Below are 19,968 nucleotides of genomic sequence, written 5' to 3'. Positions count from 1 at the left end.
CAGCACCGAGCCGTCATGCATAAGGAGATACCCATGAAGCGTTCTGCAATTGCTGGATTGTTCATCACCGCTGCAATGTTGGCCTCACCGGTGTTTGCTGCGGACAAAGATCTTTGTGCGGCAAATATACAAGCCATCGAAGACGCGCTGACCACCGCACCCTCGACATCAGAGACCGCCGTGGACAACGTAAAAGCCTCGCTGGAAAAAGCTAAAAAGGCCCAGGCCGCTGGCGACGACAAGAAATGCATCGACGAAACAAGCTCGACACTGCAAAAAATCCAGACCCGAAACCCGGCCAACAAGTGACGCGCGGACAGGCCAACCTTCGGGTTGGCCTTATGGACCGCGTTGACGTACACTACACGTGCTTGCTGCTTGAATTGATTCACAGAGCAGTGAGTTCGGGGCCGTTTAGGATTCGACGCCGGTTGCGAAACTTTAGGTGCATGCCGAGTTGGTAACAGAACTCGTAAATCCACTGTTGCAACTTTCTATAGTTGCCAATGACGAAACCTACGGGGAATACGCTCTCGCTGCGTAAGCAGCCTTAGCCCTTCCCTCCTGGTACCTTCGGGTCCAGCAATCATCAGGGGATGTCTGTAAACCCAAAGTGATTGTCATATAGAACAGAATCGCCGTGCAGTACGTTGTGGACGAAGCGGCTAAAACTCACACAACTCGCCCAATGCACCCTGCCCGTCGGGTCGCTGAGGGTTAACTTAATAGACACGGCTACGCATGTAGTACCGACAGCGGAGTACTGGCGGACGGGGGTTCAAATCCCCCCGGCTCCACCACTTCATCATCTAAAGACGTCCACGGACGTCTTTTTTTGTGCCTGAAATTCAATGAATACAGGGGGTTCGGCGCCTTTGGGGTCTTTGGAGAGTTTCTGAGTTCCAGGCGCTTTGGTATCCCAGGTGGTATCCCGGACTACCAAATGCTATTTTCAGGATACCAAAACGGTGCTGGAGGTAGCCCCCATGCCTACTAACGCAACCCGCCTCTCCGATCGCCAGCTCAAGGCGGTCAAGGCAACTGGTAAAGACTTCGTCCTCAGCGACGGCGATGGCTTGCAGCTTCGAGTACGCGCCAGCGGCTCGATGATGTGGAATTTCAATTACCGCGAGCCGTTGACCAGAAGCCGTATCAACATGGCGCTTGGTCCTTACCCCGACCTCTCCCTAGCCAACGCCCGGAAGAAAGCCGCAGAGGCGCGTGAGTTGCTCGCTTTGGGCACTGATCCCAAAACCCAGCGTGACGAGGTAAGGCAAGCCAAACTTGCTGAGATTGAACACACTTTCGAGAAGGTGGCCACTGCCTGGTTCGAGCTGAAGAAAGACTCCGTAACCAAAGCCTACGCCGAAGACATTTGGAGATCGCTGACGCTTCATGTTTTCCCAAGCATGAAAACAACGCCGCTCTCTCAAATCACTGCTCCGATGGTTATCAAGATCCTTCGCCCAATCGAGGCCAAAGGGAGCCTCGAAACCGTGAAACGATTGAGCCAACGACTCAACGAGATCATGACCTACGGGGTCAACTCCGGGCTGATATTTGCGAACCCCCTCAATGGAATTCGGGCGGTGTTCAAGAAACCCAAGAAAGAGAACATGGCTGCGCTACCACCTGAGGAGCTTCCCGAGCTCATGATGGAAATCGCGAACGCCAGCATCAAGCGCACGACCCGCTGCCTGATCGAATGGCAGTTGCACACGATGACCCGCCCTGCCGAAGCAGCCACCACACGATGGGCAGATATCGACTTCGACAAGTGCATTTGGACCATTCCGCCAGAGCGCATGAAAAAGCGTCGGCCGCACACAATCCCTCTTACCGATCAGGCACTTTCGTTACTGGAGACGCTCAAGCAACTCAGCGGTAACAGAGAGTACGTGTTCCCCTCAGATAGAAACCCCCGCACCCATGCCAATAGCCAGACCGCCAACATGGCGTTGAAGCGCATGGGCTTTCAGGACCGTCTAGTCAGCCACGGCTTGCGCTCGATGGCGAGCACCATCCTGAATGAGCATGGCTGGGATCCGGAGCTGATCGAGGTCGCGCTGGCGCATGTCGACAAGGACGAAGTTCGTAGCGCCTACAACCGGACCGATTACATCGAACGCCGGCGTCCGATGATGGCCTGGTGGAGTGAACATATCCAGAAGGCGGCCACCGGCAGCCTGTCGGCATCTGCCATCAATCAAACCAGGGACCGTAACGTGGTGCCGATACGCTAAGCATCACCGGCGACAATCCATGCCATCCGTGTCGTGGAGCATGGCGACAGAAATGACGACTATCGCTAAACCTCTCGCATGCCTGCGCTTCTTCGGCCAAGCCCCTGAGTATGGGAAGGCTCCGCGTTCCCATACTCAGGGGCTCACGCTTAAAAGGTCTATCAGGCAACCACGAGTTGCGCCTTTCTGCGGCGGATCAACCCTGCTGTCAATTCGTAGTAGTAGACGGTAGCTGGAGTTGAGCATCGCAGGTAGTGCTCCAGAAACCATCTCACGTGTTTGTCCCTCCAGGACCAAGGAGTTGCGCAACTCCAGCGCTCACGAATTACCTCGTGCATCCTTTCTGCCTGTCTGATGTGCCTTTGCCGCGTGGCATGCGCACCTTTGAGCACGGGGCTCAGAAACAACGCCATGTCAAATTCAAACTTCATCGCCGACCTCCGATGTAGGCACTCACCACATCGATGCGGTTATGCCCCAACTCATGGCTGATCTGCTGTCGTGCACGCTGATCAAGCTCCCGATCTTCTCGATGAACACGACCGCCATTGACGGGGGCAGGGAAGCCGGTCATTTGCTCAAAGCGCTCACAGGCGTAAGCCGCCCGTAGCTCATGAAAACCTTTCAACCCCTGCTCATGCAGGAGGTCCCGTGCCGGCCGCACGACCTTTTGTATGAAGTCTTTGTAGCTTTCGTCGGGCGCCAACAAATTCCGGCTGCCATTGGGTGAGGTCGCGCTGGCCCAATCCAGGGCATCGCGAACTTGATCCGTGACCGTAATCCAACGCGGTGCCGAGGCCCCTGATCGACCACCTTTGGTGCCATCCTGGATGTTGATCTTGCCCAGTTGCCGAACCTCACGTTGCAGTCGGGGCAGATCGGCCAGGATCGCTTCGCGCAGGCGCATACCAGTCTCACGGGCGAGGAGCACAATGGCACTTACCCTCGATTGCTGACGATCTGACAGTGCCCGTGCGATCAACTCGACCTGCGCACGGTCTTGGCCTTGCGGGGCCTCACTACGCACGCTTGAGCGCTGCAAGCCCAGCGCCTTGCTCGGACTGGGGATTTTGACGTACTGATCACCGCGCAGCGCGGCCATCGTTCGGTTCACGCTGGACAGGCGGTTCTGCGCGGTGGCGATGCCAACGTTGCCCTGATCAACCTGCTCGCGCAAATGGAAGGCGTACCGCATAAGGATCTCACGGTCGATCTGTCGCGCGTCGTTGAGTCCTGGTCCTTCCTCGGATCGACACCATTGCACGAAGGCCTGCCAGCGATCGCTATGGGCTTTGACGGTAGCAAAATGGCCGTCGCCGAACAGATCTTTCAGGGCTTGCGGGCCGGCATAGCTGAGCTGACGACCAAAGCCGAAATTGCGCCCCGCTCGCTTACCGACCCGAGCCATTGCTCTGCTCCTGATCGACTGCCGCGAGATCATGCAAGAGGACTTGCCAGTGCGCACTCACGATGGCGAGCTGGGCCCCATCAGTCGGGCGAAAATACAGCGAATTGTTCATGACGAAGAGGATCGCTCCCTCCTCTTCCAACCATTGAATGAGGGCTGTCGTCGAGGTGATAGTTTTACGGGTGGTGGCGACATCGGCGACAGCGGCGACAACCCTTGTCCTGCCTGGTTTTGAGCGTGGCGACAAAGTGGCGACAGTCGCGGCGACAAACCGCGCTTTCGGCTCCTTTTGGCGCTGAGCCAGATGGTGGCGCAGCGCTTCATCAAGATTGAACATGGCGCACCTCGAAGGTGTGGCCATCGGTGATCAGCCACTGATGATCAATCAACTCGACCAACAGCTTGGCGGCATGACGACTGCTCTTACGGGCAAAGCGGGGACCGTTGCGGTTCAGCTCTCGAATACTGAAGCGCTTCCAATCTTTGACCCGCAGCCAGCGCAGCAGCCGGTCCGCCTCCTCCTTTACCCGGCACACCGGTTCCTGTTCGGTCAGGCGCTGGATCTCGGTGAGGTAGTAGCCAACCAAGGCCGAGGCCCGTTGGATATGGTCGACCTCCACTGCACTGCTCTCCTCCACGACGGCCAGGATGCCGGCGACGCGCAGCAGGTTGTCGGCGGCCTTCGATCCGCTGGGGCGCACGCTGGCCAGCTCACCAAACTCACCCAACTGGGCTTCGATGGCATCATGCAGATCAATCCAGCGACGACGAGCCAGTGGACTGAGGCTCAGCGGTGACAGCCGCAAGGCACCGTCAGAGGTAAGTGACCAGGGCTGATGAAACAGCGCCGAAAGGCGGTGGTGATAGCGCTTTAGGGCGGCATCTTTGGACAAGTCGACAGCCTGGTAGCTGCGTTGTCCAGCCAGGCTGGTGGGCCAGGTCATCAGGCAGCGACCGAGAATGCCTTGCCCCTGCAGCAACGGATCACTGAGTAACTGCATGGCCAAGTACGGCTGCAGCATCAGGTGCAGGCTCAAGCGCCGATCATAAGCCCGCAGGCTTTCACCAACCATGGAGCGCGCGCGATCTATCGGGCTGCCATCCCAGAGTGACGATAAGGTCGTGACCGCTTTCAAGCGGTTATCCCGACTCATGGTGCTGCTGCCGAGGAACTGTCCGCCCTCGTCACAGAACAGGCCCATGCTGGGCAAGTCATGGCAGAGCCCTTTGATCAGGGCCTCGATAGTCGGGTCCGTGGTGATCAGCCTAGGGGCTGAGGGCTCTGCTTCGAGCGACACCCCGTTCGCGGACTCAGGATCGGCAGGATTGAGACGCTGCGCCTGTCGCTGTGCGGCGCGGTAGCGGGCAAGCTGTTCACGGTAGCGCTGCCACTGCTCGCGCTCCCATTGCCGTGCTGGCAGTAACGCACATCGATCTGCCGCCGTTTTGCGATCGCCGGACGCGGCCACGGTGATCAGGTACAGCGACAGTGGATAATTTCTTCCGTCGAGTTGTAACCCCGCATGGCCTTGGGTGGCCAGGGCCGAGGCAGCCAACACCGATTGCGCAGCAAGTGCCTGGGGCACGCCGATCACCTCGGCCATGCGCTCCACCGCAGGCCCAAGAATCCCACCCAGTGCCTGCACCGGATAAGGCTGGGCCACTGGATTCGACTCAATCAGCGGTCGAGGCGGTCGTGGGAGTACAAGCTTCGGATCTAACTGCTGCATGGGCCCTCTCCTCGTTCATTGCTGGTTGTCCTCACGTAGTCCCGCCACGGCTGTTGAGTGTTATCAGGGATCAAGGCCCCTGCGGCCTGTGAGGTGTTCACTGACGTGGAACGAACGGCTCCTTCCGACCGGGAGCGAGGGCATGAACCCATGAATCTGGCCTCCTTGGCGCATCCGAAGATGCGGGCGGGCGGAGGCTGTGCCGACTGACGAACTCGGCACCTGGAGATCCTGGGTAGGAGAAGGCAAAGACATGGACACCTGGGGCATGCCTGACTGTCAGTCAGGTGCAGCACTTCCATGGGCTGCGGCACCGGTGCCTGTGTCGTTGCGGATGGCGACGAATCGGATTTGTCAGGTCGATTGTCACGAGGAGAGTTGCGGCAATGCCCTGTACGACGTGGCTTGCAGCAGTGGTACGAGCGCCCGTCTCTTTCCAGAAGAAAGAGACGGGCGTAGTCTGGCGCAGCGAGGTGGGCCAAGGGAGGAGGTTGCTGCAGCGCAGCGAGGAAGGTCCATCGTCTGCCGCAGTGGGCAGATAAGTCGAGTAGGCATCCATCACCCTTGGAGAGTGACCGTGCGAGCCGCCGGACGCTAATCGCACTTCGGGAGAACCACCACGCAAGTGGCGTAGCCTTAAAGGTTCTGACTACCTGGGCAGGTGCTGTCAACGACAGCGATCCGTGCGCCAATTTTTATACCCACTCGAAAAGGCGGTCAAGCGTCACGACCAAGGCGTGAAAAAAGTGGCGACTGTCGCCACTTTTGTCGCCATGCTCCACGCCACGTTCTACGTGCGTTGTCGCCGCTGTCGCCGCTGTCGCCACACCTACATTCATACCCCCACGAAAAGATCCGCTCTGACACTGAAAAGGCGCTGCGCTCGATAGAGATCGCGGGCGATTGCTAAGGGGCAAAGGAAGGCGCTGCGCTAATCAAATCTGAAAGGAGAAAGTGGAACGCGGTAGCTTCGAGAAAAAGCGAGTGAACCCTCCGATCGGCGCGATCAAAGATCGCTGGATCGGAGGGTTTAGCGGGAAAGGCAAAGTTTCATACGTCAATTACAGCCTCAAGCATCGAAACTTGTTGGTCGGGATACCGATGTAGCCCCGAGCAAACCGCCCTGCTAGTCCTTGAACACGCGGTCGGCCCTGGCAATACCTGCATCAGGCTGCCGACCTGTCGATCCGAACACCTCTCATACCGCGTCACGCAGCCAACAAATTCAAACTTGGACACACCAGACGTACCATCTTGTCCGCCTTGCGCCGATAGTTATCGTTGTCGTCCGAGGTCCAGACATAGGCCTTCAGCCAGATCGTCATGTTCAGGTACTGAAATCTGATGCAACTTTCGCCGTCCAGTTTCTTCAGTGATCGCTTCACTTTCCGCTCACGCTCGAACACGGTGGCCACAAGGCCAACCCGGTAGTCCAGTGCCTTATCCTGCAAAGATTTAACCGAGCGGAAATCCCCTTCGGAAAATCGATAAAGGTGACCTCGCTCAAGCTCGAGTTCGGTTTTGATTTCGTCATCTTCGTGGCTGTATGGGTGACTGTGATAATCACCCAGGTAGCAGACCTCAGGAAAAAACGTGTCGATAAAGCCTTGTTTCAGCTCTTGCGCCTCATCGGTATAGGAGACTGAGCCCTGGTCTCTTTCAACGGCTGTGGATGTGTCTGCCCATACCACCCTGTGCATCATGTTTCTGCCAATGAGTGGCTGGCAGTACCCCCACAGGTGCCCGAACGTTTCTACGCCCGCCGCAGAGTCGCCGCAGGTTAAAACATGCTCCAGTTTATAAGCCTCCAATGCTGAAGTGACGATACTGAAAAACGCTTGTTCGGATATTGAAACTACTGAGTCAATCATGACGTTCCTTGGTCATTTAGAGTTACGGGGTGTTCAGGCGGGCTCGGGAACCGGAACATCCTGGGTCAATGATGCGTACACCGACAGTCCATCGACGACTCCCAGTGAGGCTCCACTGGGTGCTATATCGCATTGCGGGAAGGCCTGCTTTACCGCTTCAATCACGTAGGGTTCTAGGGACATGCCGCCGGTCAAGAACAGCACCGAGGTATATTTCTGGACCTCCGTACTTACCTGCGCAAGAAGCTGCTGAAAAGTGCGCATAAAACTCTCGGCTGCCAATGCCAGGTGGGTATGCGATGGCCGGCGGCCCATCTATGAACTCAAGTGCGTTTAACGCTTCGCTTATTCGCAGCGTATGCCGCCAGCTGTTCAAGCGCGTACTGGATTGCATAGGGCGCTGGTCGGTAGGTGGCCGACTCTTTGCTACTCAAGTAGTAACGCATAACCCGGTCAGTGATGCCGAGCGCGGTCGCTGCTGCTTCTTGAGTGATGCCTGCCGTCTCCAGAAGGCCACGCAAGTAGGCCGGGGATGGGTCGTGCAATGAGGCGTCTGGCTTTCGAGGGTACATGTCTTCAGTTCCGTATCCCGGATACACACCAAAATTCGTCACCGGTTCTTTCTCTTTTCGAGCACCTACAACCGGTGCTTATTCCTCAGCTTTCGGGGTGGCAGGGGTGGCAGGGGTAACCGAGGTAATTGCAAAGTAATACTCGTCATCGGCATGCGGATCGAACTTAGGGCGAGCGATGCGGCCTTGATCCAAGGCGTATTGAAGCACGTCGCGCACTTCCAGCCAGCCGCCTGGCTTGACCACGTGCAGTGCTTCAATGGCCTTGACGATTTCTCTCCAGCCAGTGTTTTCTGGCTTGATGGTGTCCAGCAATGTGCTAAGGATCAGCTGCTGGCGCTCGGCTTGATTCATTTTGGTCACCGGCCTCACTTCCTCTTCGGTTGGTGTCACTACTTTTGTGACGGCATCGGTGCCATAGCTGCGAATGAATTCGTAAGCTTCTTCGCGGCTCAGGTTACCCTTGATGATCTCAACGCGGTCACGCATCGGCTTGTCAAAGTGGACGATGGTGACGTCGTATTTACCGCCGCCGACTTGGACAGAAAGCGGTACCCCTGTGCGTTCGCGGGTTTCCCGCACGATGCGAGTCTCTGCAAGCTGTTGCAGTTCTGCCTCGGTCACGACGTCCCACACAGGGCGTTCAAATAGATCCGGGTACACGCGGTGTTTGGTTGAGAAGTAGCGCTTGGACAGCTCGATGCAGCTCTCACGGTTGCAGTTAGGCGTTTTGATCACATAAAGGAACGGTGTCTCTAGGTTCTTTTCGCGCCAGTTGTTGCACTTGCGGAGGCTGGAAAACTCGACGGTTTGAAACAGCTCGCCGTTATAGAACACCTCGAAGCTCAGAAGTGCTTCAGTAGGCTTGGCTTGCTTTTTGATGGTCATGTCGTCCCGCTCCGTCACTGTTGGGTGCCGCTTCGTTTGGCTTGGCGCCATACTAGGAACACTGTTCCTGCCTGACAAGTGCTTTTTTCACGCCCACAAAAATGTATGGCCTGTGTTAAAATTTATGCCACCATGATGGCATTCTGGCCATTTGAAGGCTTGGCAACACTTACGTGTTCGGGAATTGGAATGGACTGGGAAGCCCTTGTTCAAAGCTTGTGGGAAATCATCCACTCACAGGGCTGTGATGCCTTCGAGGCTCATCTGAGGTCTGGTGTATTAGATCAACCTATCGATGGGCTTGTTCAAGCTTTAGATGCCCTTCATAAAGCTGATGCAAGGAATGTCTTCCAAGCTCTGCTTCTCGAGTCACTGAAAAATAGTCCTTTTAGTGATCGAATCAAGCACCGATTGCAGATGTCGCTGCGATTCGAAACCCCGCATGCAGACGGTCATCTAACACTCATCGAAGAACGAACTGTTTTTCTCGAAAAGATAAGTGACTTGGTCACATCCGATCGTTTTGCTGAAGCCATAGATAACATTCACGCGGCTATTGCAATGAAGCAAGACTCCGACCTTCTGGAACTGCTAGGTCGCGTCTATCTGCTCCAATGCTCCCACGAGACCCACATATCCGGAGTGGTCGAAAAGCAAGTCACTACGCACAACGATAGCCCGCAGGAAAGCGACAATTTTGGATCTGAAGGTGATTTCGACCTATTCGTTTGGCAAGACTCTCCCGTCTTCCAAAAATCAACTCATGATAACGAATGCATCGAAGCAGCCGTAGAGATCCAAGCGCTTATCTCCAGTTCAACGCCTGTGGAACCGAAGGCAATCGAGTGGTGTATAGATCTGGATGATGGGGAGCAACGCCTCTCCAGCTCTTTTTCTTCGGAAGCACAGACGTCCGCCTCTGAAAAGCTCGCTCTTGGTGACCTTTCAACGAACGATGTTAGACCCTCAATTGATCTTGATCTGAATGAGGGGCAATCAAGTCTCGAAGTGATGACTCAAGAAGCAAGCAGAAGTTATTTCGATTTCCAACTCCTCAAATTACAGCCAGAGGACAAAGAACTGCTCAGTATTATTCGGGCTAATCCGAAAAGTGACGCCAGTACACTGGCGCGAGCTATGAAAACGCGGCCACCGGATTTGAATCGTACCCTAGGGACACGACTGCGGTATTGGATTGAGCGGGACCGCTTGGGGGGCTTTTCTATAAAGCGGGAACTGCTAAGCCTGCTGTCTGATTCTGCGTTTGAAAGTCACAATCCAGCGGTGGGAAAGAAATCGATAGACCCAATGCCTAAGATGCTCTCCTCCCAAGGCGAAAAAGAGGTTTGGGCGCTGCTGTCTGATATACCTACTTTGCCAGACCAAGCAAAACAAGTGCTTCGCTACTTCATCCAGAATCCAGGACAAAAAACCTATGAGGGTGCGGATGCCCTGAAACTCAATCACATGGCCCTACTTTCCTTGTTGGACGGTTGCCTTGAGAAATATCTGGAAAGGGACCGTGTTTTTGCAGTAAGGCCTCGCCCGCAAGCCAGCTTAGAGGAGGCCGGCGTACCCCTTACGAAACCGACACTGCAATTGCCTGATACTGACGAAATACTCAGCGGAAGCGCAACAATTAAAATTCGGACACAGTTGACCCACGGAACCAAGCAAATTGACCCTCTCGCAGAACCAGTTGTGCATTTAACGATGGATGCCGACGTTACCGTTGCAGATCTTGCCAAAGCTGCTGCAATATCTCGTCTTCCACCGCTCGGCAAGCAGATTCTCGCGCTGCTGGCATCTGCAGGCAAAGGCTATAGCCGAGACCTGGCTCGCAAACTTGAACATGATGTGGACGAAGTCAACAAGATGCTCCTGCACACGCTAAGCGAGCACGTTTCCGTTATTCACAGTGTCTGGCGCTTGAACAATGGCGTGATAGAAGCCCTCAAACTTGCGGCTATTATTTAGTAATTTGCGGGGGTTAATTTGTCTCATGACTGTCTGATCGCTTGGTATAACCATTCAAGGTTTGGATTTGCTTCCTTCAGATCACACTCCCACACTTCAAAGACTCGCCAGCCCGCGGCAATCAGATGGTCTCTGTTCCGAGCATCGCGCATCACATTACCGCGGAACTTCTCAGCCCAGAATTCTACTCTAGTAGCTGGCATTGTGGCGTATCGACAACCCTCATGGCGGTGCCAGAAACAGCCATGTACGAAGATGCATGCCTTGTACTTAGCGAGCACAATATCTGGCTGCCCGACCAACGCCCTTACGTGGAGTCGAAACCTGAAGCCTTGGGCGTGCAGCAATTTTCGAATTTTCAGTTCGGGCCTGGTATTCTTCCCCCCAATCTGGGACATCATGCGTGAGCGGATTTCCTTACTGACTGTATCCATCTTCATCTTCTCCCGCTTATTAGGGGCGAAACTCAGAGTTAGGGCGTCATGAATCGCGTGCAACCAATTCAGATAGTAGACCTTTTCGCAGGGCCAGGAGGCTTGGGTGAGGGGTTCTCATCATACAACCAAGGTAATGATTTCGAGATCATTGTTTCGGCCGAAAAAGATCCAATAGCCCGTAAGACGCTGCGGCTTCGGGCGTTCTACCGCCTATTGAAACGCCACAACCCCGGTGCTCTGGATGACTACTATGACTACTGCAACGGGCATTCCGAACGCCCTTGGTCCTCTCGCAGTGAGGTACAGTGGATCCGGTCTGGGGATGAGGCCAAGTGCATAACACTGGGCTCCAAAGAGGGCGATGATGAGCTAGATGAAATCCTGCGTAACAAGCTGGACAGAACCCGTCCTTGGGTGCTCATCGGAGGTCCACCTTGTCAGGCTTACTCGCTTGTCGGCCGGTCTCGTAACCGCGGGAACACCGACTATCGTCCTGAGGATGACCATCGGCACTTTCTCTATCGCGATTACTTACGAATCATCCAGCACTACCGTCCTGCCATATTTGTTATGGAGAACGTAAAAGGGATTCTTTCCGCCAAAGTAGGGGGTAAGGAAATCTTCCCCGAGATACTTCAAGATTTGTCCGATCCTGATGTAGCACTTAACCACCCAAGCTCTGGCCGTCGATACCGCATCTACTCACTTGTGAGTGATGAATCCTTTGGTGCCGACGATGATGTCTCAGAAGTAGAATCCACCAACTTCATCATACGTGCAGAGCAGCACGGTGTTCCACAGGCCCGTCACAGGGTAATTCTCTTGGGCATCGCGATCGACGCCGCAGGGCAAACCCCAAAGCCCGAACGACTTCCAACTTTCCCGGAAATATCTGCCGGCAGCGTCCTTGGAAAACTACCGCGATTGCGCAGTAGTCTTTCCAGAAGCACTGATAGCCCACAGTCTTGGTATCTTGAACTGATTAATCAACTGGATAACTTGCAGGATGCAGCAGCCGGCTTGCCCAAGAAAGACCCCGGGCTCGAAGCAAACATCAGAATAGTCCGATCGAGCTTCATGACCGGCTCTCTGAATACTGGCGCATTACGCTATCCGCGCAACGCCGGGGACGGCTCTACGCAATCAACTGATCTAGATCACTGGTACAAGGATAACAAGCTGGACGTCTGGCTGAACCATGAAGCTAGAGGCCATATGCCATCAGACCTCAAGCGCTATGTATTCGCATCCATCTTCGCGCGGACACATAAACGCTCCCCCAAAGGTCACCTAGACTTCGGCCTGCCTGGGCTGGCTCCAGAGCATAAGAACTGGGAATCAGGGAAGTTCAGTGATCGCTTCAGAGTTCAGCTCGAGAACTATCCATCAACGACTGTCACCAGTCACATATCCAAGGATGGGCACTACTTCATTCATTACGATCCGTTTCAGTGTCGCAGTTTGACGGTACGTGAGGCGGCACGTCTGCAAACGTTCCCCGATAACTATTTTTTTGAAGGCAACCGGACGCAACAATTCCATCAGGTCGGGAATGCTGTACCCCCTCTGTTGGCATCAAGAATAGCCGCTGTAGTAGCGAATGTTATCACGACGGGCGAATGGTCATCTGTATGGACTGAAAATCACCGAGGAGAAGGTGATGCAGGCTAAATCAAGGCATGCCCCGCCCCGGGCGGGAGCGATGATCGAGGCACTCCGCGGACTAGGTTATAACACTGCTACTGCGCTAGCGGACATCATAGATAACAGTATCGGCGCGGGCGCAGATTTAGTTCATGTAAACTTCGAATGGAAAGAAAATTCCAGCAGAATTTATGTACTCGACAATGGCCGAGGCATGTCGTCAGCGGAGCTGGACAAAGCCATGCGTCTTGGTGAGCGTAATCCACTTGAAGAGCGGGGTTCAAACGACCTAGGGCGTTTTGGACTAGGACTAAAAACCGCCTCGTTTTCTCAATGTAGACGCCTGACAGTTGCGACGATCAACGAAATCGGTTTGGAGTCACTACGTTGGGATCTTGACGTTCTGGCAGCCAGTACCGATCAGGGCTGGCATCTTTTGGAAGGGCCTCACGAGGGCTCCGAGGTTTTTTTACAGCCTCTTGTAGAAGCTGGCAAAGGCACGCTGGTTCTATGGGAAATACTTGATCGCATCGTTACCAACGGATTCAGGGTTCAAGAATTCTTAGACCTAGCGACCCAAGTCAAACAGCACTTGGGAATGGTCTTTCACCGCTATATTTCGAGTAACCGCTTACGTCTTCTGCTTAATGGCAAGCCGATTAAGGCTTGGGACCCTTTCCTCAATGGGCATCCCTCGAAGGCGTGGAGTCCCCCAGTTGCCGTGTGCCCGATAAATCGAACTATCTCTGCGCAGTGCCATGTTCTCCCCCACCGTGATCGCCTAACGGAGAAAGAATACGAAGAAGCGGCCGGCCCGGAAGGATGGGCAGCTCAACAAGGTTTTTACATATACCGTAACGAGCGACTTCTTGTCGCCGGTAGCTGGCTGGGGCTGGGTGCAGGTCGAGCCTGGACCAAGGATGAAGCCCATCGGCTGGCGCGCATCCGCTTGGATATCCCCAACAATGCGGATGTAGATTGGAAAATCGACATTCGTAAATCAACCGCACGCCCACCTATCGCGTTGCGATCCTGGCTCGCGCGTTTAGCGGAGGAAACACGCTCGCGATCGCGACGAGCGTTCGCTCACCGGGGACGCCCTGTTGGAGCAATTCAGGGGCCGCCCATTATCGAAGCATGTAAAACCGACCAGTCCAGCGGCGGCACACGATATCGGATTGATCTGGAACATCCTGCCATGCGAGCAGTCCTCGACGAAGCGGGGGCACTGATGCCTCAGATCAAAGCAATGTTGAGGGTGATCGAAGAGACTGTACCGGTACAACGCATCTGGGTGGATACCGCCGAAGACAAGGAAACTCCCCGGGTGGGATTCGCTGGCGAGCCTGCAGCCGAAGTCGAATCAATCCTTCAGATAATGTACGGCAACCTAATACGCCTCAAAGGATATTCGGCTGCGGCTGGGCGTGAAAAGCTTTTGCACATGGAACCCTTCCATAACTTTCCGGAATTAATAGCCGCTCTTCCCGATCAGCCTTGATTCTAAATGATGAGATGTGAGTAATGACGGACCCCGAAAAGAGCAAAACCAGTGTCATCAAGATTGTGCAGGAGTTGCTGATCGCCCAAAAAGGTGACGCTGACGTAACGCCGTCCATGATTGGAGAAATGATTGATCGCGTTCTATTCATGAACCCTAATTGGGGTAAAGAACTGGATCGGGACGGTGTGACCGACGAGCTTATCCGTCGTTTCAGCATCTGGGTGGGAGAAGATGCAACGCTGATGGATAACGCGGGGCACGTCCCGTGGCTGACCCAGGAAAGAAAAACCGATTGGCGTTACTGGCAGCGCTATCGGGAGTGGCAGGAAGGAAAATTGCCTTGGGCAGCGGTCGAGTCGGTAGACAAATCCACCGACTCCATTCTGTCGATGCTGGAAGATCCAACCCGAGATGGTCCATGGGATCGACGAGGCCTGGTGGTTGGTCACGTACAGTCCGGTAAAACAGGGAACTTTACAGGGCTTGTCTGCAAGGCAGCGGATGCGGGCTACAAGATAATCATTGTATTGGCAGGCCTGCACAACAATCTACGTTCACAGACTCAAATGCGTTTGGACGAGGGCTTCCTGGGCTTCGAGACTGGTCCCACCCCGGGTGCAACCCGCTTGATCGGCGTGGGAAAAATTGATGGTTCCCCGTCTATCCGACCGCACTATGCAACAAATCGCAGTAATAACGGCGATTTCAACATGGGATTCGTCCGCAACCTCGGCATATCCCCGGAAGAGCGGCCATGGCTGTTTGTTGTCAAAAAAAACAAGTCAGTGCTGACACGACTGCTCGTCTGGCTACGCGATCATGTAGCCAATAGTCAGGATAATGAAACCGGTCGAAAACTCATTACTCACCTGCCAGTACTGGTGATTGATGATGAGTCGGACCAAGCCTCTGTCGATACCGGCGAGCAAGTTGTTGGTGCAGACGGTTTACCTGATCTGGAACACGAACCAACCGCCATCAATCGGATGATTCGCCGAATCCTGCATACCTTTACCCGAAGTGCCTACGTAGGCTACACCGCCACCCCATTCGCCAATATTTTCATTCATGACAAAGGTGAGACGGGTGAAGAAGGGCCAGACCTCTTTCCCTCTGCGTTCATCTCTAACTTGGCCGCACCTTCTTCGTATGTAGGGCCGACAAGAGTATTTGGCCTCTCAGCCGAAGAGGGGCGCGAGGGTGGATTACCGCTGGTACGAACAGTCTCGGATTACTGCGACGAGGATGGCCGTACGGGATGGATGCCGCATGGCCATAGGAGCAACTTCCACCCGGTCCATTCAGGGCCACATAGCATGCCGGACTCCTTGGTCGAAGCGATTAACGCCTTCATTTTGAGTTGTGCTACCCGTCAACTCAGAGGCCAAGGTGACGCGCACAACTCAATGCTGGTGCATGTAACTCGATTCAACAGGGTACAAAAGGTCGTGCACGAACAGGTGCAAGCCTATGTGAACAATGTTAAACAGCGACTGTCGCTGGGTATCGATGAAAAGAAATTGCTCTCTGAGTTGAAGACCTTATGGGAAAGAGACTTTGTACCAACCAGCAACGAAGTCAGTGAGTCGCTGGATACCCCCGATGAATGCAAACTTCCAGACTGGGCTGATGTTCGTGCTCAGCTTCTCAATGTACTGGAGAGCTTGGATGTACGAATGATCAACGGCACCGCCAAGGATGCTCTTGATTACGCCGATACACCTACGGGTCTAAAAGTGATTGCCATCGGTGGCGACAAACTCGCTCGGGGACTAACACTTGAGGGACTGAGTGTCAGTTACTTCCTGCGCGCCTCAAAAATGTACGACACGCTCATGCAGATGGGACGCTGGTTTGGTTACCGTCATGGGTATATTGACCTCTGCCGCCTTTACACCACCAGCGATCTGATCGAGTGGTTCGGGCATATTGCGGACGCGTCCGAGGAGCTACGTGACGAATTCGACATGATGTGCGAAAGCGGCGGAAAGCCTATCGATTATGGACTCAAGGTCAAATCCCACTCCGTGCTCATGGTAACTTCACGGCTGAAAATGCGGGCAGCGAAACCTCTATATCTATCATTCAGCGGGCAGATATCTGAAACGGTTGCCTTTTTCAAGGAGAGTGAAGCTCTTAGCAAGAATCTTGCAGCGTTCGAGCGCTTCACGGACAAACTCGGTGGGGCCAATGAGATACCTGCACAGAAACGAACAGGGAAAATTGATAAGTGGCGAGGAGCTCATTGGGCAAACATCGATGCCGAAAAGGTTGCGACTTTCCTCCGAGAATACGAAACCCATCCTGAGTCGCTAAAGGTCAACAGTAAGTTGCTCGCCCGTTTTATTGAAATGATGAGCCTCAACGGGGAGCTAACTCAATGGACAGTGGCAATCGTCTCTGGTGACAGCGAGATCCCGCATCAAGTTGGAGGTAGAACGGTCAATCTGATGAAGCGTACAGGGAAAAATCTTATCGACCGATATGCCATTGGACGCTTGTTATCCCCGCGGGATGAGGCAATGGACCTGGACGATTCCGCATGGAATGCAGCATTGGCGCTGACCCAAGCTGCTTGGCAAGCAGACAAGGGGCGACGAGACAAGAATGAGTTACCAGCAGTCCCGAGTGGAGCCGCAATACGACGGGTACGTGGGCTTGGCGCTGACGGCGTCGCCCCACACCCTGAGACAGGGCTGCTGATTATCTCGTTGCTGGACCCTCAGAAAGCGGAGAAGGAAAACTTCCCACTAGGAACTCCGCCTGTAGTTGCTTTCGCTATTAGTTTCCCGGGCAGTAACTCCAAAACCAAAGTCGAATACATGGTCAACAACGTTCATTGGCAAAGCTGGGAGCAGCAATATGGCGCTTGTGACTGAAGAAGAAATGCAAGCTATCTGGCGCCCTCTGGCAGGTGACAGTCCCGATGAAGGCTGGCGTAGCATTGCAATGGCCGAATGCGGTGGCTGTCGATTGCGCGCCGCACGCAGCTCACCGGGTAATGAGGAAGCGTTGCTGATTGGGTTTCCATCCCTGAAACTACCCGCCATGAATCAATTGCCCAATGGTCACGGTTTCAAGGTGGAAAAGGCGACATTGGGTGAAGTGGGCCGGGGGCTCAATTGGCTGGCGCTGGTCCGCCAGCCTGCTGGCAGCCTAGACCTGTTCAGCAGCATGGTGGTCGATGTACTGAGCACCGTCCAAGCAAGTTCGGATGCAAAGGAAGAACTCCTATTCCAACGCTACCTGGGAAGAATCAGAGCATGGCAGGACTTCATGCGCCGAGGACACGAAGGTCTTTCTGCTGAAGAGGAGCTCGGACTTGTCGGGGAACTGAATGTTCTGAGCAAATTAATAGAAGCAGGAATGCCGTTGTTCAATTCAGTAGACGCTTGGAAAGGACCGCTGGACGGCCTTCATGACTTTGAACTGGGAAGCGGTTCAATCGAGGTCAAGACAACAATTGCAAGCGAAGGATTTCCAGCGTGCATTGACTCACTGGAACAACTTGACGACTCGTTGCGTTACCCGTTCTTTTTGGCGGGAGTCAAGTTGCATCTAAGCGAGGAAGGAAAAAATCTTGTGCAGCATATCGATCTATTGCGCCAAGGATTTTCCTCAGACCCAGCGGCCCTGCGTGCCTTCGACAACTGCCTAGTGCATGGCGGCTACCTAGACACACACCAGAACCGGTACACACGAGCCTTCGCACTTACTGAATTAGTGATTCATCGTGTGGACGAACACTTTCCACGCCTGACTCCCTTCAACACACCACTGGGTGTGCTGCGAGCAAGGTATGAGATAGACCTTGGACTTGTGCAATCTCAAAAAATTAGCCTAGATCAGGCATTGCAGGAATTAGGGGTTTTTTAAAGTGGAACTTGTTGAGTATCTAAAAGAACTACAAGCTGAGATACGTGAGGCAGAGCTATCATTCGATTCACCCGGGGAAAAATATCCCTATCCAGAATTAGTTTTTGCCGAAAAGGTCATGCAACACATGTCCGACATCGGCATGACCAATGAGCCGCAACTGTGCTATTTCGACGATCAACCCGGCGCCTCTACCCTGCGTTTGAGTGGTTATTCGTTCGGTTCTTCAGACGATGACGAAGCTCCGGATCAGCTTGACCTGTTTGTCAGTCTCTACAAGGGGGTTGATGAAATTGAGCCGCTCCCACAAACGGAAATTGTCAAATCCGCCAACCAATGCATGCGTTTTCTCAAGAACTGCGTCAATGGGACGCTTGAGAAGAGCATGGATGAAACAAATGAGGCTTATCCTCTAGTTGTCAGCGTCAGACAGTTCTTCTCTGGCTTGGTCAAACTAAGGGTCTTCGTCATCACCGATTTGTGGTTGAAGAACAAGGGGGGATTTGCCCCCACTGAATTCCAAGGAAAATCCATCCAGCTCGAAGTGATGGATATAGAGCGGTTGTTCAACCATCTCCAGCAGAACCGCCCTAGGGATGAAGTCTTAGTTGACTTCAATGAGATATCGGGAAGCGCTCTGCCTTGTGTATGGGTCCCCGGTGTTGCAGGTGAGTATGATTATGCCTTGACGGCGATTCCAGGTGAGGCTCTAAGATTTATTTACGACAAATATGGCGCGCGAGTTCTTGAAGCCAACGTGCGCTCCTTTTTAAGTGCAACCGGGAAAATCAATAAAGGCATTCGCGACAGCCTGCGCACAGAACCGGAACGATTCATGGCTTACAACAACGGTGTTGTTTTGGTTGCCGATGAAATAGGAATGAACCGAGCAGCAGATGGTTCACCTGGTATCCTTTGGCTGAAAGGAATGCAGATTGTCAATGGAGGACAAACCACTGCATCTCTCTACTTCACCAAGAAAAAATTTCCAAATACGGATTTGTCCAAGGTGCGAGTACCAGCCAAGCTCATCGTATTACGCTCCTCGGAAAGCGAAGAGTTGTTGATTTCCAACATCTCTAAATATGCAAACAGTCAGAACGCCGTAAAAGCATCTGATCTTTCGGCAAACCATCCCTTCCATACGGAAATTGAAGCACTGGCCGCACGAACCTATTGCCCGGATGGAGTCGGACGCTGGTATTACGAGCGGTCTGGCGGTAGCTATAAGGTCATGCTTGAACGAGAAGGTAAAACACCTGCTCGGATCAAAAAGCTGCAAGCAGCTATTCCACCTGCTCGCAAGATCACCAAGACAGACTTTGCAAAGTTCCTGAACGCGTGGGGACAGAACCCCCACATGGCGAGTCTTGGCGGACAAAAGAATTTTGACGCGTTCATGTTGGATGTAGATAACCGCGCAGAAAAGGGCCTGTCAAAAGTACCTGAGTCAACAGAGTTCAAGCGGATGATCGCACAAGTAATTCTCTTCAAAGCTGCTCAGAAGCTTTTACGCCCCCTGTTTCCTGCATTTCAAGGAAATGTGACGATTTATACCCTGTCACTTTTCTCTGCCAAAGTTGGCTCCAATTTCGATCTGGAAATGATCTGGCAAAATCAGAAAATATCACCTGAATTGGCAAAGCAAATTGTTGTTTGGGCAAAAGAAGTCGATGAGGCCTTACATAGCGGAGCACAAGGCAGGATGATCTCTGAGTGGGCAAAAAAGGAAGAATGCTGGACCTACATTAAAAACTACAAATACTCGCCAATGAGCTCAAGCATTCCAGAAAGCAAATTACCTTAGCGAAGGTTTTT

Annotated in this window: 16 protein-coding genes and 1 other RNA gene; 9 read left to right on the top strand and 8 right to left on the bottom strand. The window is 53.7% G+C overall.

All coding sequences use genetic code 11. The annotated features are described in order from the left end of the window. Positions 1-33 precede the first annotated feature (33 nt). From F8N21_RS04570 to F8N21_RS04560, 3 genes are all read left to right on the top strand, one after another. Positions 34-309: a hypothetical protein gene (locus F8N21_RS04570; protein ID WP_150640993.1), complete on the top strand. Its 276-nt coding sequence runs from the start codon at positions 34-36 to the stop codon at positions 307-309. A gap of 97 nt (positions 310-406) precedes the next feature. Continuing rightward, positions 407-800: a transfer-messenger RNA gene (ssrA, locus tag F8N21_RS04565) on the top strand. Between the two features lie 186 nt (positions 801-986). After that, complete coding sequence (locus F8N21_RS04560) at positions 987-2,243, top strand: integrase domain-containing protein (protein WP_150640992.1); 1,257 nt, start codon at positions 987-989, stop codon at positions 2,241-2,243. Between the two features lie 161 nt (positions 2,244-2,404). Here F8N21_RS04560 and F8N21_RS30750 read toward each other — a convergent pair whose 3' ends face one another. The 7 genes from F8N21_RS30750 to F8N21_RS04520 form a co-directional block, all read right to left on the bottom strand. Then, complete coding sequence (locus tag F8N21_RS30750) at positions 2,405-2,674, bottom strand: hypothetical protein (protein WP_150640991.1); 270 nt, start codon at positions 2,672-2,674, stop codon at positions 2,405-2,407. Further along, entirely contained in the window at positions 2,671-3,651 is a 981-nt protein-coding gene (locus F8N21_RS04550) for an integrase domain-containing protein (protein WP_150640990.1), read from the bottom strand. Before F8N21_RS04550 ends, F8N21_RS30750 begins: the two co-directional genes overlap by 4 nt. Next, positions 3,635-3,988 (bottom strand): hypothetical protein, encoded by a 354-nt coding sequence (locus F8N21_RS04545; protein ID WP_150640989.1) that lies wholly within the window; start codon positions 3,986-3,988, stop codon positions 3,635-3,637. The genes F8N21_RS04550 and F8N21_RS04545 overlap by 17 nt, the downstream gene beginning before the upstream one ends. Next, complete coding sequence (locus F8N21_RS04540) at positions 3,975-5,381, bottom strand: YfjI family protein (RefSeq protein WP_150640988.1); 1,407 nt, start codon at positions 5,379-5,381, stop codon at positions 3,975-3,977. The genes F8N21_RS04545 and F8N21_RS04540 overlap by 14 nt, the downstream gene beginning before the upstream one ends. 1,208 nt (positions 5,382-6,589) lie before the next feature. Then, a complete protein-coding gene (locus F8N21_RS04535) occupies positions 6,590-7,252 on the bottom strand; it encodes a hypothetical protein (protein WP_047296674.1) in 663 nt (220 codons plus the stop codon). A gap of 33 nt (positions 7,253-7,285) precedes the next feature. After that, the gene (locus F8N21_RS04530) at positions 7,286-7,516 is read right to left on the bottom strand and encodes a hypothetical protein (protein WP_150640987.1); all 231 of its coding nucleotides are present in this window, start codon (positions 7,514-7,516) and stop codon (positions 7,286-7,288) included. A gap of 386 nt (positions 7,517-7,902) precedes the next feature. Next, a complete protein-coding gene (locus F8N21_RS04520) occupies positions 7,903-8,712 on the bottom strand; it encodes a hypothetical protein (RefSeq protein WP_150640986.1) in 810 nt (269 codons plus the stop codon). A gap of 189 nt (positions 8,713-8,901) precedes the next feature. Here F8N21_RS04520 and F8N21_RS04515 point away from each other — a divergent pair, with 189 nt between their 5' ends. Then, entirely contained in the window at positions 8,902-10,689 is a 1,788-nt protein-coding gene (locus tag F8N21_RS04515; RefSeq protein WP_150640985.1) for a hypothetical protein, read from the top strand. Positions 10,690-10,712: 23 nt separating this feature from the next. Here the strand turns inward: F8N21_RS04515 and F8N21_RS04510 are convergent, their stop codons facing one another. After that, positions 10,713-11,123: a very short patch repair endonuclease gene (locus tag F8N21_RS04510; RefSeq protein WP_047296720.1), complete on the bottom strand. Its 411-nt coding sequence runs from the start codon at positions 11,121-11,123 to the stop codon at positions 10,713-10,715. 48 nt (positions 11,124-11,171) lie between these two features. Between F8N21_RS04510 and F8N21_RS04505 the strand changes: the two genes are divergently transcribed. Genes F8N21_RS04505 through F8N21_RS04485 form a run of 5 tightly spaced genes read left to right on the top strand, consistent with a single transcriptional unit; the run spans position 11,172 to position 19,957 of the window. Continuing rightward, positions 11,172-12,797, top strand: a complete 1,626-nt coding sequence (locus F8N21_RS04505) for a DNA cytosine methyltransferase (protein WP_150640984.1) — start codon at positions 11,172-11,174, stop codon at positions 12,795-12,797. Positions 12,798-12,828: 31 nt separating this feature from the next. Further along, a complete protein-coding gene (locus tag F8N21_RS04500) occupies positions 12,829-14,271 on the top strand; it encodes an ATP-binding protein (RefSeq protein ID WP_150640983.1) in 1,443 nt (480 codons plus the stop codon). A 23-nt stretch (positions 14,272-14,294) separates the two neighbouring features. After that, the gene (locus tag F8N21_RS04495) at positions 14,295-17,153 is read left to right on the top strand and encodes a Z1 domain-containing protein (protein ID WP_150640982.1); all 2,859 of its coding nucleotides are present in this window, start codon (positions 14,295-14,297) and stop codon (positions 17,151-17,153) included. Next, the gene (locus tag F8N21_RS04490; RefSeq protein WP_150640981.1) at positions 17,137-18,150 is read left to right on the top strand and encodes a PD-(D/E)XK motif protein; all 1,014 of its coding nucleotides are present in this window, start codon (positions 17,137-17,139) and stop codon (positions 18,148-18,150) included. The genes F8N21_RS04495 and F8N21_RS04490 overlap by 17 nt, the downstream gene beginning before the upstream one ends. Position 18,151: 1 nt before the next feature. After that, on the top strand, positions 18,152-19,957 hold the full coding sequence (locus F8N21_RS04485) for an AIPR family protein (protein WP_150640980.1): 1,806 nt from the start codon (positions 18,152-18,154) through the stop codon (positions 19,955-19,957). Positions 19,958-19,968: the final 11 nt, after the last annotated feature.

The sequence above is a fragment of the Pseudomonas fluorescens genome (genome assembly GCF_902497895.1).
Classification (GTDB): Bacteria; Pseudomonadota; Gammaproteobacteria; order Pseudomonadales; family Pseudomonadaceae; genus Aquipseudomonas; species Aquipseudomonas fluorescens_BP.
This window is presented reverse-complemented; position numbering and strand designations above follow the sequence as displayed.